Origin of the sequence: Azotobacter salinestris (assembly GCF_009363155.1) — a bacterium.
In the GTDB taxonomy this organism is placed as follows: domain Bacteria; phylum Pseudomonadota; class Gammaproteobacteria; order Pseudomonadales; family Pseudomonadaceae; genus Azotobacter; species Azotobacter salinestris.
Window position 1 is genome coordinate 179,645 of sequence record NZ_CP045303.1, and the last position, 15,037, is coordinate 194,681.

13 protein-coding genes and 3 pseudogenes are annotated in these 15,037 nt (G+C 59.7%); 14 read left to right on the forward strand and 2 right to left on the reverse strand.

Translation table 11 applies throughout. The annotated features are described in order from the left end of the window. The first annotated feature begins 380 nt into the window (after positions 1-380). The 7 genes and pseudogenes from mobI to tnpC form a co-directional block, all read left to right on the forward strand. Entirely contained in the window at positions 381-851 is a 471-nt protein-coding gene (gene mobI / locus GCU53_RS26365) for a conjugative transfer protein MobI(A/C) (protein ID WP_244307253.1), read from the forward strand. Between the two features lie 1,078 nt (positions 852-1,929). Beyond that, entirely contained in the window at positions 1,930-2,307 is a 378-nt protein-coding gene (locus tag GCU53_RS24565; protein WP_152390181.1) for a hypothetical protein, read from the forward strand. A gap of 150 nt (positions 2,308-2,457) precedes the next feature. Beyond that, positions 2,458-2,907, forward strand: a complete 450-nt coding sequence (locus tag GCU53_RS24570) for a GNAT family N-acetyltransferase (RefSeq protein WP_152390182.1) — start codon at positions 2,458-2,460, stop codon at positions 2,905-2,907. Positions 2,908-2,960: 53 nt separating this feature from the next. After that, positions 2,961-3,524, forward strand: a complete 564-nt coding sequence (locus GCU53_RS24575; RefSeq protein WP_152390183.1) for a GNAT family N-acetyltransferase — start codon at positions 2,961-2,963, stop codon at positions 3,522-3,524. A 413-nt stretch (positions 3,525-3,937) separates the two neighbouring features. After that, positions 3,938-4,897, forward strand: a complete 960-nt coding sequence (locus GCU53_RS24580) for a 2-hydroxyacid dehydrogenase (RefSeq protein ID WP_152390184.1) — start codon at positions 3,938-3,940, stop codon at positions 4,895-4,897. A 230-nt stretch (positions 4,898-5,127) separates the two neighbouring features. After that, a complete protein-coding gene (gene tnpB, locus GCU53_RS24585) occupies positions 5,128-5,487 on the forward strand; it encodes an IS66 family insertion sequence element accessory protein TnpB (protein WP_040107091.1) in 360 nt (119 codons plus the stop codon). Positions 5,488-5,506: 19 nt separating this feature from the next. Beyond that, positions 5,507-6,817: pseudogene (gene tnpC, locus GCU53_RS24590) on the forward strand (IS66 family transposase); the annotation flags it as partial. Between the two features lie 161 nt (positions 6,818-6,978). On the opposite strand, the gene ltrA (GCU53_RS24595) reads toward tnpC, so the two are convergent. Then, a complete protein-coding gene (gene ltrA, locus GCU53_RS24595; RefSeq protein ID WP_244307254.1) occupies positions 6,979-8,265 on the reverse strand; it encodes a group II intron reverse transcriptase/maturase in 1,287 nt (428 codons plus the stop codon). A 497-nt stretch (positions 8,266-8,762) separates the two neighbouring features. Between ltrA (GCU53_RS24595) and GCU53_RS26830 the strand changes: the two are divergent. The 7 genes and pseudogenes from GCU53_RS26830 to GCU53_RS24635 form a co-directional block, all read left to right on the forward strand. Beyond that, positions 8,763-8,924, forward strand: a pseudogene (locus tag GCU53_RS26830) (IS66 family transposase); the annotation flags it as partial. 462 nt (positions 8,925-9,386) lie between these two features. Further along, a complete protein-coding gene (ltrA, locus tag GCU53_RS24610) occupies positions 9,387-10,616 on the forward strand; it encodes a group II intron reverse transcriptase/maturase (RefSeq protein ID WP_244307257.1) in 1,230 nt (409 codons plus the stop codon). Between the two features lie 82 nt (positions 10,617-10,698). Then, positions 10,699-10,884: pseudogene (locus GCU53_RS24615) on the forward strand (transposase domain-containing protein); the annotation flags it as partial. Positions 10,885-10,995: 111 nt separating this feature from the next. Continuing rightward, complete coding sequence (locus tag GCU53_RS24620; protein WP_152390186.1) at positions 10,996-11,445, forward strand: hypothetical protein; 450 nt, start codon at positions 10,996-10,998, stop codon at positions 11,443-11,445. A 110-nt stretch (positions 11,446-11,555) separates the two neighbouring features. After that, positions 11,556-12,530 (forward strand): endonuclease, encoded by a 975-nt coding sequence (locus GCU53_RS24625; RefSeq protein WP_341873604.1) that lies wholly within the window; start codon positions 11,556-11,558, stop codon positions 12,528-12,530. Positions 12,531-12,858: 328 nt separating this feature from the next. Next, complete coding sequence (locus GCU53_RS24630) at positions 12,859-13,149, forward strand: nucleotidyltransferase family protein (RefSeq protein WP_040107461.1); 291 nt, start codon at positions 12,859-12,861, stop codon at positions 13,147-13,149. After that, positions 13,146-13,514 (forward strand): HepT-like ribonuclease domain-containing protein, encoded by a 369-nt coding sequence (locus tag GCU53_RS24635; protein ID WP_040107460.1) that lies wholly within the window; start codon positions 13,146-13,148, stop codon positions 13,512-13,514. The genes GCU53_RS24630 and GCU53_RS24635 overlap by 4 nt, the downstream gene beginning before the upstream one ends. 6 nt (positions 13,515-13,520) lie before the next feature. Here GCU53_RS24635 and GCU53_RS24640 read toward each other — a convergent pair whose 3' ends face one another. Beyond that, positions 13,521-15,020 carry a UvrD-helicase domain-containing protein gene (locus GCU53_RS24640; protein ID WP_152390187.1) on the reverse strand — a complete coding sequence of 500 codons (1,500 nt, stop codon included), beginning with the start codon at positions 15,018-15,020 and terminating at the stop codon, positions 13,521-13,523. Between the last annotated feature and the right edge of the window lie 17 nt (positions 15,021-15,037).

The following is a 15,037-nucleotide window of genomic DNA, read 5'->3' on the forward strand; positions in this document are numbered from 1 at the left end:
GACGGGTTCATGCTAAGGGGGCCTTCGCCAATCCCAAGTCGCCTTGCCGGCATCAAACGGTTGCCAAACGGTCGTCAAATGACGACGGGCTCATGCTAAGGGGGGCCTCGCCAATCCCAAGTCCGCCCTGACGGCATCAAACGGTTGCCAAACGGCCGTCAAATGACGACGAGGGGCACGGCAAGCAGACTCCTTCCATTGCCCGGGCGAGCTCGAGCACCAGACGGTTGCCAAATGGCCTTGGAATGACGACGCACTTGCGATGATCCACATCGGAGCGGGGCTTGTGTGGCCCTTTCAAGCCAAAAAGTGGCTTGAAAGGGCCACACAAAATCGCCAGCCCTTCCGACAATGCCTCCCAGCCATATGGGAGATGACCAATGATCGATATCGAGTGCATGACCGAGCCGTCCGTTGAATTCCTGGACGCGGCCTACCAGGAGCTCGTGGAGCGGGCCAAGCGCCTGGCCGAGCAGTATTTCGAGCAGGCCCAGCAGTTCCTTGGCGAGGAAGGGAAAAGCCATGTGCCGGCCTTGATCTCGGTCCAGCAGATCAGCCCCAACGCCTGGGGCTTCTACTGGGTTCGGGTGCACTACGTCCGCGAGGATGGAAAGGGAAATGCCGTGACGCGGAAGATCCCGAAAGGGCCACGCCACAAATACCCCCAGGGGGCGTTCAGCTTCGTGAAGGGCACGCTCGGCCGGCTCGTAAGGAACTACGAAAACCGGCTGGCGGAGCTGCGTCAGCTGGCTGCGGAGAACCGAGCCCTGCGCAAGACCACCCTGGCGTGGGCTGGGCGTCACCAGAAAGCCCTAGCCCTCGAGACCCCATTCGAAGGCGAGCTGGCCTGAGCCTTTCAGCATATTTTCCGGCGAGAGACCGATTGGGGGCCGGTCGAGGGCATCGAAAAATGTGCTGAGCCCAGAGCCTGCGCGGCTTTCAGCACATTTGCGGGTGGCTTTCAGCACATTTTGGGCGCCCTTTCAGCACATTTTCCGGCGAGAGACCGATTGGGGGCCGGTCGAGGGCATCGAAAAATGTGCTGAGCCCAGAGCCTGCGCGGCTTTCAGCACATTTGCGGGTGGCTTTCAGCACATTTTGGGCGCCCTTTCAGCACATTTTCCGGCGAGAGGCCGATTAGGGGCTGGCCGAGGGCATCGAAAAATGTGCTGAGCCCAGAGCCTGCGCGGCTTTCAGCACATTTGCGGGTGGCTTTCAGCACATTTCGAAGGAGTGAGGGAGAATCTGCTGAAAACGCTAAGTTTGTTATGTCAGTGAGCTAGTTGACTGAAATAAATAGTTATAGGCCTGTCAGGTGTTTTCCCCGATTTTGTGTCGCGAAGCGGGTCGGAGACCACTGTGTCGCGCAGCGGAGGTTTGCGAGGCGTCGGGGTACTCCGAAGGGGACATTCCCAAGGGCAGAACGATGGTCTGGCAGCGGGATTGTGGTGGGGCGGAAGGGGCCGGATTCGGCAGGAGAAAATCTGCTGGGCCGATCAGGTTGAGCTGCGGGTGGAAGTCCACCGGATCGAATGGGGAAGGTGAACGGGTCAGTGGGCGCTGATCGTTTGGCGGGCATCAGGGGTAGCCGAGGGATGTGCCGGCAGGCTGGTGGCAGTTCGAGGGGGAGATCGAGTGGATGGGGTCGAGTCCACCACCTCCAGCGAGGCGAATGGTTCAGGTGCAGGGGCACCGATCAGCAGGTGGTGCCCAGGTGAGCACGATGGGCAATGGGGGGCGAGGGACGCCCAGGCAGGCTGTTCGGAGGCGGGCCAGGGAGGTTGATCTTGCGGGGCCTTTGCGGACTGGTTGGCTCTGCTATCGTGCGTGGCGGTGCTTGGCATGTTGCCAAGTGAAGCAGGGACGGCACGGCCCATGTACAGCGGGCTGGCCGGCCCAACTCCAGACTTATCGAAGGAGAGCTCCAACATGGAATTCCGCGAAGTAGCCCCCGGCAGACTCTGGCCCCCGATACTTCCCGAGGGAACCGCATACGGTTGTTCTGAAGTTGCGCCACGAAAAATAGTGGAGTTGTTCAAAGTGAAGCCGGAGGGAATCTTTTGCGCTGGCATTAATTACGCTTGGGGAGACTTGGGTGCCATATCCACTATCAATGACACGATCTGGATTCACAGCGAAAAATATTCGTCTGGGGGTTTGCGCTTCAAGGAGCATCCCTTTTATCTGATCGATCCTTTTGGCGAGCGCTTCGAGTATATACATGGCTACCGGGCGGCCTGGTGTTTGGTGAACCGGGTAATGTATGAGCAGCAGCTTGCTGAGGGTGGCAAGAATGTTTTGGCGTGAAACTGTTTCGCAAGGCAGAGGACTGTCTAGCAGGAGTTAAAAACTACCTAGGCCTGATTTTATTAAATGTGCCGGCTGATTTCGTACTATAAATTTTTATATTTATCGAGAGCTTTTTAGGCTTGGGCTGGCTTTTAAATGAGTTCATGTATGGAAGATATTTGTGAGGTAACAGAAAGCCAGTTTGAAAGGCTTGCGGATGTATGGGAAGCATCTGTTAAAGCAACTCATGATTTTTTAACTGAGCAGGATGTTTTATCTCTTCGGTCGAAGGTTTTAAATGACTATCTTGCAGCAGTTACTCTGCGTGCATACAAAGATGAGCAAGGGGCACTTCAAGGGTTTGTGGGTGTCTCGAATGGTAAAGTCGAAATGCTTTTTATATCTCCAGAATATCGATGGCTAGGCATTGGAAAACTATTGCTGAACTACGCTATCAATCATTTGGGTGCTACAGAGCTTGATGTGAACGAGCAAAATCCCTTGGCGATTGCTTTTTACAAGCATATGGGATTCAAAGTTATTGGTAGGTCCTTGTTTGACAGCCTGGGCAACCCTTTTCCATTGCTTCACATGAAGCTGAAGATCTCTTATAAATAAAGGCGGCAGGACTAAAATTTTCTGACTGATTAGCTATCGAAAGGGAGATGCTTGTGGCTGAGTTGATTCAGATTGAGACTAGCCGTCTATTTCTTAGGCAATGGAGACCTTCGGATCGCCTGCCGTTTGCAGAGCTCAATGCAGATCAGGAAGTAATGAGATATTTTCCGTCCACGCTTAGTCGACAGGAAAGCGACGCAATGGCTGATCTATGCGAGTCACTTATTGAGCAACGTGGTTGGGGCTTCTGGGCTGTTGAAGCGAAAGCAGATAAGTGCTTCATTGGCTTTGTGGGTTTGCATATTCCAACTGCTGAGTTGCCTTTTTCGCCATGTGTTGAGATCGGTTGGCGGCTTTCATCGCTCTACTGGGGAAAGGGCTATGCCACTGAAGCGGCAAATGCCGCGCTTCAAGTTGGATTCGAAATGCTGAAACTGCCAGAAATAGTAGCCTTCACAGCCGTCGGCAATTTTAGATCGCGTGCTGTAATGAAACGTCTCGGTATGATTGAGAGTGCTTCGACTTTTAAGCACCCAGCAGTTCCAATTGATAGTTGGCTCCAAGAGCATTGCCTTTATCGAATTGCTCGTGAGCAATGGATAGCCAGAAATTCATAATAAGCTTCTTGGACTCGAGTACTTTTAATCTTTGCAAGGTTTGGCAATAAACAGTTGGATTGATTGTTTTTCACCCACCCGCTCGATGAGGCTTTATCCCCAGACGTGGTGAATAAGGCTGTGGAAAACACGGCCGGCCTCACGTGGGATGCGCGCCAGCATGGGGCGATCAAAAACTGACCAGAGAACAGGGGGATCGCAAATTTGCGAGGGAGGTCCGGCGAGTTCTGCCTTGAGCGGTGCTATGGCACTCTGGCAGAGGCGTTTGCCAACGCGCTGGGACTTGCGCTGCGGCTGCTCTGCCGCGCGTGGCACCGTCTATGCGAAGCGGTGACGGCAGGGGCGATGGGAGGGCATGCTATCAGTCGTCGTTTTGCACTCACCCTTGCAATCGCCCCCAACGAGAAACTTCCATGCAGCCCACCATTCTCCTCGCCTCACGTGTTTCCAAGCCATTTCATGAACACCTGAAAGCCCGCTTCAGGGTGATCGAGGCGGAGACCGCCGACTTCGACGCGGCGATCGCCGCGCTGCCGCCAGAGCTGGCCGGGGACATCCGCATCGTCGTCGCCTTCGGCTCGACGCGCATGCCGGCGGCGGCGCTGGCCCGGCTCCCGCGACTGGGACTGATCTGCTGCCTGGGCAGCGGCTATGACGGCATCGACTTGGATCACGCCAGGGAGCGCGGGATCGTCGTGACCAACAGTCCCGCGGCCAATGCCAGAAGCGTGGCCGATCTGGCGATGGGCCTGCTGATCTCGAGCATCAGGAATCTTTCCTCTGCCCGCGCATACCTGGAGGCCGGACGCTGGCAAGGCAATGCCGGTGAGCGCATGCAACCTGTGCTGGGACTGACCGGCCGCAAGCTGGGTATCTGCGGCCTGGGCGCCATCGGCCTGAATGTCGCCAAGCGCGCTGCAGCCTTCGACATGGAGGTTGGTTATCACGCCAGAAATATCCGCCTGGATGCTCCCTATCCGTATTTCGACTCCATCATGCAACTAGCCACCTGGGCGGACGTGCTGGTCGTGTCCATGCGGGCAGACGCCAGTACCTACCATGCGATCGACACCACAGTGCTGCAGGCACTGGGCCCGCAAGGATTTCTGATCAACGTTTCCCGCGGGACCACCGTGGACGAGAGGGCCTTGGTGCATGCCTTGAAAACCGGCCAGATCGCCGGCGCGGGACTGGATGTCTACGAGCATGAGCCCTCGATACCCAGCGAACTCTTCGAGCTCCCCCACGTGGCCCTGACGCCGCATATCGGCGGCAGCACCCTCGAGGCGGCGCAGGAGCAGGAGGCCTGTGTCCTGGCCAATATCGAGGCGTTTACGGCAGGGCAACCGCCGCATACGCCTGTGCCCCTGTAGGCATTCTCAGCCGGCCCAGGGCTGCAGCTTGAGACATACCGGACTTACCTCCGGCAAGGGCCGTAGCCGGCCTACAGGGCCGCACAGGAGGCGCGACAGGCAGCTCGAGCACTCTCCTTCTAATGGAGCGCAAATCGTCGAGGTTTGAAAGCGCTCCATGAACCCCATCTTCAACCGAGGTAAAGGCCCGCTGATGCTGTGCTCCCGATTTCCTTCTGGAGCCAGCCACCATGATGCGACCCGACGCCAAGGTCGAAAAGGTCTACCTCTATCCCAAGCCTGTCGATTTCCGAAAATCCATCGACGGCCTCGCCGCCCTGGTCGAGCTGGACATCCAGGTGGCGGTGTTCGATCCGGTGCTGTTCGTGTTTCTCAACCGGGCGCGCAATCGGGTGAAGATCCTGTACTGGGAGCGCAACGGCTTCTGCCTCTGGCTCAAGCGCCTGGAGGCCGAGCGCTTCAAGGTGCCGCCAGAGCCCGGCGACGAGGCCATCGTCCTCAGCGCCGAGGAGTTGAACTGGCTGCTGGATGGCTTCGACCTCTGGCGCAACCGCCCGCACCGGGTGTTGAGGCCGCGCTATGTGGCCTGAGCCGGTATAATCCGGCTCCATGACTTTTATGCCCGACACCCTTCCCGACGATCCGCTTTTGCTCAAGCAGTTATTGCTGTCGGCGAACGAGCAGATGTCGGCAAAGGATGCCCGCATAGAACAGCTTCAGGAACAGGTCGCCCTGCTGCGTCAACGCCTGTTCGGCCCGAAATCCGAGCGCAGTATCGATCCGGACTCACCGCAACTGGCGATGTTCAACGAAGCCGAGCAGCTGGCCGAAGAGCCGGCGCCTGCCGTTGAAGCCGAAGCACAAGAGATCGCCGAGGCCGAAGAAGGCGTCGCCCCGATCAAGCGCCGTGGCAAACGCCAACCGCTGCCGGCCGAACTGCCGCGGGTCGAGGTCGTCCACGAACTGCCCGAGCACGAACTGAGCTGCGCCTGCGGCTGCCGCAAGCAGGCCATCGGCGAGGAAGTCAGCGAGCAGCTCGACATCGTGCCGATGCAGATCCGGGTGATCCGGCACATCCGCAAGGTCTACGCCTGCCGGGGCTGCGAGACGGCTCCGGCCACCACCGACAAGCCGGCGCAACCGATCGAGAAAAGCCTGGCCAGTCCCGGCGTGCTGGCGATGCTGCTGACCACCAAGTACGTCGACGGCCTGCCGCTGCACCGCTTCGAGAAGGTGCTCGCCCGCCACGGCGTCGGGATTCCCCGGCAGACCCTGGCGCGCTGGGCGATCCAGTGCGCCGGGCAGCTGCAGCCGCTGCTCAACCTGATGCGCGACCGGCTGCTGGAAAGCCCGGTGATCCACTGCGACGAGACGCGGGTGCAGGTGCTCAAGGAGCCGGACCGGGATCCCTCCAGCCAGTCCTGGATGTGGGTGCAGACCGGCGGCCTGCCGGAGCAGCCGGTCGTCCTCTTCGACTACAGCCCCAGCCGGGCACAGGAGGTGCCCTTGCGCCTGCTCGCAGGCTATCGCGGCTACCTGATGACCGACGACTACGCCGGCTACAACGCCCTGGCCGCGCAACCGGGCATCGAGCGCCAGGGCTGCTGGGCCCATGCGCGGCGCAAGTTCGTCGAGGCGCAGCAGGTGCAGCCCAAAGGCAAGACCGGGCGCGCCGACCAGGCGTTGGCCTGGATCAACCGGCTCTACGCCATCGAGCGCGACCTCAAGCAGGCCAGCGATGCCGAACGCCTGGAGGGACGCCGGCAACACAGCCTGCCGGTCCTCGTCCAGCTCAAGACCTGGCTGGAAAAGACCCAGCCGCAGGTCACGGCGCAGAATGCGCTGGGCAAGGCGGTGAACTACCTGGCCAGCAACTGGAGCCGGCTCATCCGCTATACCGAGGCGGGCTACCTGCCGATCGGTAGAGTAGAGATGTGGCGCGGTGGCGGTAGGTTCGGCATATCCGTTGACCGCCTCTTTCGATTGGCGGTGCCTTACTGTCCGGACCCTGACTCCGTTTCCACATCCCCCTCGTCGAACCGGACGTGCGGATTTCCCGCATCCGGCTCTCTTGCAACACATCAAGCCTTCGCGTTCGAGCGGTCGCGTGCAGGCGGCACCAGGCGTATCAGTCCCAACTTCTCGTACAGGTACTGGTCGGAGTATTGGCGGTACCCCGTTCCCCGCTTGCCACTGCGCCGTCGCAACCAGATCCTGACTCGCCGCGCCGCATAGTTGTCGATGTCACGGTAGACCCGTTGCACCGGCCCCTGGTTGAAATAGCCTGCCCAGCCTCTGATCACGGGGTTGAGTTCCTCAATCCGCCTCGAGACCGGCAAGTTGTTCCAGCGCGATGTCGTCTCGGCGTGTATGCGCTCCTTCAGCCGCTTGATCGACTTCTTCGAGGGCGCTGTGCCCCAGTAGGGCTTGCCCTGGTGACCGTAGAAATGTCCCACGGTATAGCCCAGGAAGTCGAAGCGCTCCTCCGGCAGCTTGACCAGTCGAGTCTTCTGTTCGTTGACCGTCAGGCCCAGCTTGGCCATCAGGCGCCGCATTGTCGCCATCGCCTGCTCTCCCGTGCCGGGTCGGCACAGGATGACAAAGTCGTCGGCGTAGTTGACCACCTCGGCTCGCAAGCGCCGGGCATACCCACCCTGGTACCACGCCAGCATGAAGCGGCGGAAGTACAGGTTGGCCAGCAGCGGCGAGATGACGCCCCCTTGCGGTGTGCCCCGGTTGGTGTCGCGCGCGACCGTCGTGCGGACTTCTCCGCCCTCGGCCGTGCGCTCGACCACCGGAGCATCGAGCCACTGGCGCAGTACCGCCAGCACCGTCCCGTCGGAGATCCTGCGTGCCACACAGCGCAGCAGGTGCCCATGGGGAATCGTGTTGAAGTAGTCGGAGAGATCCGCATCCACCACTTCGCGGGCGCCGCGCTCGGCGATGCCGAAATGGATGCGCCGCAGCGCCATCTTGGCGTCCATGCCTTCGCGGAAGCCATACTGCCAGGGAAACAGGTCTGGGTCGAAGATCGGCCCCAGTACCAGCAGCATGGCCATCTGGACAACCCGGTCACGGATGATCGGGATGCCCAGCGGGCGTTGCCCGCCGTTGGCCTTGGGAATCCATACACGCAACAGGGGCGCGCACCGATACTGTCCGGTACGCAGCTCCTGTCTCAGTCTTTGCAGCCAGTTGGCCAATCCCTGGTCTTCGATGTCCTTGAACGTCGCGCCGTCCACCCCGGCCGTACCGCGGTTGGCGCGGCACCTCCGATAGGCTTCCAGCAGGACGTCTATCCGGTACAGCTTGTCCCACAGGCTGTAGAACCTCGTGGCCGCTTCGCTCTTGGCTTTCGCCCGTAACACGCTCTGCAGGGTCCGAACCGAATCGAGCGGGGTTGATAGGCTGATGCCAATCCCTGGGCTCTTCCCGCTTTGCGCATTGGTATTGCAACAGGGGGCCTTCGCTCCACCAGCGTTACCCGATTTCATCACTACTACGCCCCCATCCGCCATCCGCAGCAGCCGACTCCACCCCTCACGGGGTCGCCGTTGCCCGGTTACCCGCCGGGCACCGCCACGGACTTCCCTTGTTGCACGATCGATCATTCGCCATGCGTGCTGCCACCACTACCCCGGTGGATGCGGTACGCGCTCATCACGCTCGCTTGCGTACCGCCGCCGGCCTTCCTCGTTATTGTGGCGAGTCGGCATCCACGACGGCATTTCGAGGCCTGCTCGGTGTTCACTCGCGTTGCGGCCCGCATGACCCGCTGGCTTCCTATCGAAGCCTTTTCAAGCAGTGCTTCAGCCCATTCGTTACCTCCTGAGCCGCTCCTTGTGCTTCCGGCCGGAGCGCGAGTTGGCCGGGTCGGACTTTCACCGACGGATCAACCGTGCCTTGGCAAGGCACACACAACAACCGTGCCGAACGGGCCATTCGGCCGTTCGTCATCGGTCGCAAGAACTGGCTGTGTGTGTCACGAAGGAGGCGTCATGACGACGACATGAAAACGGCGGCATGACAATCCATGCTCCAAAGTGGATGGAGGTCGGCCCTCCGGTCAGGGCGTGCAGGCGCACTGATCAAACGGCCCGAAGCTGCGAGCATGTTCAGCATGCTGGTGGTGAGCGTTTCGGGAAAAGGCAGAGAAACTACTGTCACGTAAGGCTCAGGTAGTTGAACGCAAGTGAACTGACTGATGAAGCGACGAAATCTCAGCTGGTGTCAAAACGGGCTTGTATAGCCGGGCCCCGAGAAGTGCAGAGGACACCTGTCTACCGACTGCACGGCACCCGTTGTTAAGGCAGCAAGAACCTGAGCCAGGCCATTTTGGGGAACGTGAGAACCTATTCTCGGCACGTATCGAGAGGATAGGGACGGACTCACCCGTAGTAGTGACGAAAGGCCTGTAATGGGGCTGGAGCGAAGGGGTGGGGATCACTTTCGTTGCGCGGGACACAACTCGAACGAGGATGACGTTTTAGTGCAGCGAAAAGCATTCGAAATACCGAAATCGCTGGTGTGGATGGCGTATCAGGATGTACGCCGCAACCGTGGCGCGCCGGGCTGTGATGGTCAGACGCTCGCGGATTTTGATCGGCAACGCGATCATAACCTCTACCGCATCTGGAACCGGTTGTGCTCGGGGACGTATTTCCCACCGCCTGTACGGGAAAAGCGCATCCCAAAGGACAACGGCAAGGAACGCATCCTTGGCATCCCGACGGTATCCGATCGGGTAGCACAAGGGGCGGTGAAACGTTATGTGGAGGCTGTGATCGATCCGATTTTCCATGCCGACTCGTATGGGTACAGGCCAGGAAGATCGGCCCACGACGCCTTGCGTCAGTGTTCCATTCGGTGCCGACGAAAGAACTGGGTACTGGAAGTGGACATCAGTGCGTTCTTCGACCACGTTGGGCATGACCTGATCATCAGGGCTTTGGAACATCACCAAATGCCATCATGGGTGATTCTGTACTGCCGACGCTGGCTGCAGGCGCCGATGCAGAGTGAGGCGGGGTTGCTTCAGGAGCGTGGGCGGGGAACACCTCAAGGAGGTGTGATCTCTCCGTTACTGGCAAATCTATTTCTGCATTACGCCTTCGATCGGTGGATGGATAGGACGCATCGCGGCGTGCCGTTCGAACGGTATGCCGACGATATTGTCATCCACTGTTCAAGGATGAGCGAGGCTGTCCGAATCAGGCAGAGCCTGACGGAACGGATGACCGAAGTGGGCCTGGCCATCAACGAGGACAAGTCGAAGGTTGTCTACATCGACATATTCGAGCGACACAATGTCGCTACGAGCTTCACCTTTCTCGGGTATGACTTCAAGGTGCGAACCCTTAGAAACTCCAAGGGCGAGCTCTTTCGCAAGTGCATGCCGGGAGCGTCGATGAAGGCTATGCGCAGGATGGTAAAGACGATCAAACACTGGCGCATCCATCGATCCACGGCGGATGACCTGAGGGATATTTCCCGGAGGTACAACGCCGTGGTTCGAGGGTGGATCGAATACTACGGTAAATTCTGGTACAGGAACTTCAGCTATCGGTTGTGGAGTGCATTGCAATCGCGACTGCTCAAGTGGATGAGGAACAAGTACCGAATCTCGACACGACAAGCGGAGCATCGGCTGCGTCTTGTTCGAAGAAAGAACCCGGAGTTATTCGCGCATTGGTATCTACTACGTGCATCGAATGTGTGATCAAGAGCCGTATGACGGGAGACTGTCACGTACGGTTCTATGAGCAGCCAAGGGGTGAAATTCCCCTCGGTTGACTCGACTCAGCGACACGCCCAAAGGCGCGACGGCCAGCGCGCAGCTCTACAGCCTGGTGGAAACCGCCAAGGCCAACGGGCAGGAGCCCTACGCCTGGCTGCGCCACGTCCTCGAACGTCTGCCGGCAGCGCAAGGCGTCGAAGACTACGAGGCGCTGCTGCCGTGGAACTGCACTCCGACGGCGGCACTGTAAACGACCGGCTCGGCCGTCAACAGATGGGGTTTATGGATCGCTTTCCGAGGTTTGCGTTTCCAGTGCGCATGAGAGAATGAACTAAGAGCAAAAAATTCAAGGCTGGTGAAGATGAGTAGTATCGTGCCCGAACATGGGATAGTACGAAACGAAGTGAATGATGGCTGGTATGTTTTGCCGACCAAGAGTGGTCACTCTCCCAAGCCTTTTTTCGACGTGAGCTACCGCGGTGATTCTTCTGCCAGCTATGCAGCGGCAAAGGAGTTCAATGCGATGCTCAGACCCTATAAGAGCAGAATCAATAACTACTGTAGGCCACGCCGCAATAAGTCGCATCCTGACCTGCCAATTGGCATTACACTTGCGATCAGGGCAAGGCAGGGCAAAAATGCAGACGGCGTTGTCTATAACTTCAAGGTCAGCATATTCAACGGCAAGTCTACAACCGTATATATTGGGACCGAAAAAACCTGGCTGCAGAATTACGATAGTAAGCTCAAGAAAGCCATTGATGTGCGAAGACGATTCCGTGAGCCATTGTTGAAAGCTGAGTGCAACTGACCTTGATGAATCAATAGCTGGACTGCACACGACAATTATTTTTTGAATTTTTCGTGCAAGCAGTCCTTTCCACACGATCATTCGATTAGCCCAAACAACAAGGATTCTCTGTGAAAAAGAGCAGCCTGGCTCTCGCCTTCATTCTCTCCATGGTCGGTCAGCATGTTCTGGCTGGCGCCCCCGAGTCGTTCGAGAAAGCCAAGATCGCCCTGCGCGAGAAGGTCTACTTCGACCGGCAAACATCCGACGTTGGGGACCTGTATTGCGGTTGCCGCTGGACATGGATGGGGCGCTCCGGCGGCCGGCTCGACCTGAAGTCCTGCGGCTACGAAGTCCGGTCCGACAGCAACCGCGCCCAACGCATCGAGTGGGAGCACATCGTTCCGGCCTGGGTGCTTGGCCACCAGCGGCAGTGTTGGCAGAAGGGCGGCCGGGAGAACTGCAAGACCAGCGATCCGGTATTCCGCGTCATGGAGGCGGACATGCACAACCTGTCGCCCACGATTGGGGAGGTGAACGCGGACCGCAGCAACTACAGCTACGGCATGCTGCCTTCGACGCCGGCGCAGTATGGGGCCTGCCCAACCAGGACGGATTTCAAGCAGCGGGTGACTGAGCCCCGAGACGCGGTGAAGGGCCTGGTTGCCCGCGTGCAGTTCTACATGCACGACCGCTACGGGCTGTCGATGTCGCGCCAGCAGCAGCAACTGTTCATTGCCTGGAACCGGATGTACCCGGCCAGCGCCTGGGAGCGCGAGCGTGATCAGCGGATTGCGCAGGCCATGGGGCACCACAACCCGTTCGTGACCGGCGAACGCACCTGGACGCTGGGGCACAAGCCGAGCCGGGAAGGCCTGGCTGGGCAGGGTACGGCCACGCCCGCCCGCCGGCCGGTAGAGCCGCCAGTGCAGGTTGCCGAACAGGGCGGCACCGCCCCGGTGATCGGCAACAGCGCCAGCAAGATCTACCACCTGCCGGTCGGCTGCCCGAGCTACGAGCAAGTGCAGGAAAAAAATCGTGTCTCGTTTGGCTCGGCGGCTGATGCCGAGGCCGCGGGGTTCCGCCGGGCGGGGAACTGCCGGTAGGTCGCAGGGCGGCACGCTGAGCGGATGCAATGCAGAGCTTCGTAGCTATCGACTTGGGATTTTGCGTGTTGCCGTTATCCTGGCCACAAATAACCGAGGAAAAGCCGCCCAGGCACCCAAATCGCCCCCCTTTGTCGGGGCTGAGCCCGCAGGAGAGGCGCGAGTTGCGGTGCGGCTAGTCCTTGAGCCGGTGCGCGGCAAGCCTCGCCCTTCAGGGCGGGGAAGGAGTGACGTGGAATGGCAAAACCGGAGTTCGTCGTTGTCTTTCCCCTAGGGTTAAGCAATCCTGAAACGAAGTTACCCAAGCTTCATTATGGAGAGGAATGGCATGAAACCGTCAGTAGCTCTTGACGCCAATCGGGAGGCTATCCGTCGTGTGGTGGAGTCCCACCGCGCCTGCAACGCTCGCGTGTTCGGCTCCGTCGTCCATGGTGACGATGGGGAGGGCAGCGACCTGGATATTCTCATCGACCCGACGCAGGAAACGACCCTCTTCGACATTGGGGCGATCCGGCATGAGCTGCTGCAACTGCTCGGCGTGCCAGTGGACGTGCTGACTCCGAAGGCGCTGCCCGAGAAGTTCCGGACGAAGGTTCTTGCCGAAGCAGTGCCGATATGAGTCGAGACATGCAACGCCTGGCCGACTACCTGGCGCATATCCTCGAAGCCATCGAGCGTATCGATCGCTACACCGAGGACATGAGCGAAGTAGCGTTTCTGGAGAGCGAGATGGCTCAGGATGCCGTGATTCGTAACTTCGAGATTATCGGCGAGGCCAGCCACAACATCGAAACGCACTACCCGGAGTTCGCCGCCGCTCACCCAGAGTTACCCTTGGCTGCCGCTTACCAGATGCGCAACGCCGTAGCGCACGGCTACTTCAAGGTGGATCTGGAAATCGTCTGGAAGACGATTCACCGCAATCTTCCAGGGTTGTATCGACAGGTGCAGGCGGTCGCACGGGAGCTACCTGCCGATGACTGATACTGATTACGCCGCTGCTGGCGCTTTCTTCTGGAAGGCCAGCGGCACGTCCGGTTTCCTGCCGTCGCGTCGATCGACAAACTCCTGCATGATCTCCAGTACGGTCGAGTTGACGACCAGGTGCTGCTTGGCCCGGGTGGCGGCCACATAGAGCAGGTTCATCTCGTCCACCCAGGCCTCCGGGTCGTTGTCTGGCTTGAATGGCTCGAAGGAGAAGTCCTCGGCCAGTTGTACCGCTTCCCACTCCAGCCCTTTGGCCCGGTGCGCCGTGCTCAGGGTGACGCTGGCCTCCAGCTCGTCGGTGACGGCATTGCGCCGTAGCTTGGCGAACAGTTCCGGCAGATTCTTGCTGTACTGCTCGACGATCTTCACCGAGCGGGTCATCTCCGGGTCCTGGCTCTCGAAGGCGACATCCTTGTAGTGGTCGTAGTCGGGATAATCCTGGAGAAGTTTTTTTCCCTTGATCTTGTCGGGTTTGCCCTTCGACAGGGCGTGCAGGTCTTCGAGGTCCTGCAGGTTGTAGCCCTCGATACCGCCCACCCAGAAGATCTTCGCCCCGGCTTCGACCTCGGCCAGTGCCGCTTCGATGACGCCGACCACAGTGCGGCAGAGGATCGCCCGGTGCTCCAGATCGGTGGGCAGGGTCTTGGCAATCCGCGTCGGCTGCCCAAGCCCCGCCAGTTGCCGGCGCTCGCCCTTGAAGTGCAGCAGCATGTTGGCGACGTGGGCCGCTGCCGGGCCGAAGCGGAAGGACTGGGTGAGATAGTGCACCTCGGCGTTGGCCAGCCAGGGGGCATCGAGGGCGTCGACGGCGCCCCGGAAGCGGTACAGCATCTGGTGTCCATCGCCGCAGACGACCACACCCATGCCGCAGGCGGCCTGCTGCGCCAGGAGGCCAGCGATCACCGGGTTGATGTCCTGGGCCTCGTCGCCCAGCACGATGTCGAAGCGGGTGCTCAGGTCCGGCTTCGACAGCGCCCATAGCTTCAAGTAGCCATCATGGGGGATGGGCGTGGCGTGGTTGTTCGGGTCGCACATCTGCGCCCAGAGCCGGCGGGTGGCTTCGACGATACTGTCGGCGGCCCGTCGCATGCGCTCGTTCTGCAGTTTTTCCGCGGGGAAGTGGAACAGCGTGATTTTCTCGTCCGCGCTGGCGAGGTAGTTGCCCAGCGTTTCCTGGACACTGCGCACCATTTCCCAGTTCTGGGAGTTGATGGCCCGGGCGATGTCGGTGAGGCGCAGGTTTCCGAGCTTGCGCTTGTACTGCTTGCCGATGGCACCGTAGGCCAGGCCGTGGGCGGTCTTGCAGGTCACATTGAGGGGAAATTTCTGCTTGGCGGCGACCTCGACGCTCTTGTTGTAGCAGAGGTACAGAATCCGGGCCTCCGGGCGGGCCTGGGCGTAGCCGACCAGGGTCGTGGTCTTGCCGGTGCCGGCAAAGGCGACGAGCTTGAGGATTCTGGCCTGCGATCTGATCGCCGGCTCCTGTTCATGGGTGAATTGCATGTGTCTGGCCTCGCGCA

Bases quoted from the DNA above. Each gene is read 5' to 3' on its own strand.
- mobI (WP_244307253.1), top strand. From the start codon at position 381: ATGATCGATATCGAGTGCATGACCGAGCCGTCCGTTGAATTCCTGGAC.
- GCU53_RS24580 (WP_152390184.1), top strand. From the start codon at position 3,938: ATGCAGCCCACCATTCTCCTCGCCTCACGTGTTTCCAAGCCATTTCAT.
- tnpB (WP_040107091.1), top strand. From the start codon at position 5,128: ATGATGCGACCCGACGCCAAGGTCGAAAAGGTCTACCTCTATCCCAAG.
- GCU53_RS24630 (WP_040107461.1), top strand. From the start codon at position 12,859: ATGAAACCGTCAGTAGCTCTTGACGCCAATCGGGAGGCTATCCGTCGT.
- GCU53_RS24635 (WP_040107460.1), top strand. From the start codon at position 13,146: ATGAGTCGAGACATGCAACGCCTGGCCGACTACCTGGCGCATATCCTC.
- GCU53_RS24640 (WP_152390187.1), bottom strand. From the start codon at position 15,020: ATGCAATTCACCCATGAACAGGAGCCGGCGATCAGATCGCAGGCCAGA.
- GCU53_RS24565 (WP_152390181.1), top strand. From the start codon at position 1,930: ATGGAATTCCGCGAAGTAGCCCCCGGCAGACTCTGGCCCCCGATACTT.
- GCU53_RS24570 (WP_152390182.1), top strand. From the start codon at position 2,458: ATGGAAGATATTTGTGAGGTAACAGAAAGCCAGTTTGAAAGGCTTGCG.
- GCU53_RS24620 (WP_152390186.1), top strand. From the start codon at position 10,996: ATGAGTAGTATCGTGCCCGAACATGGGATAGTACGAAACGAAGTGAAT.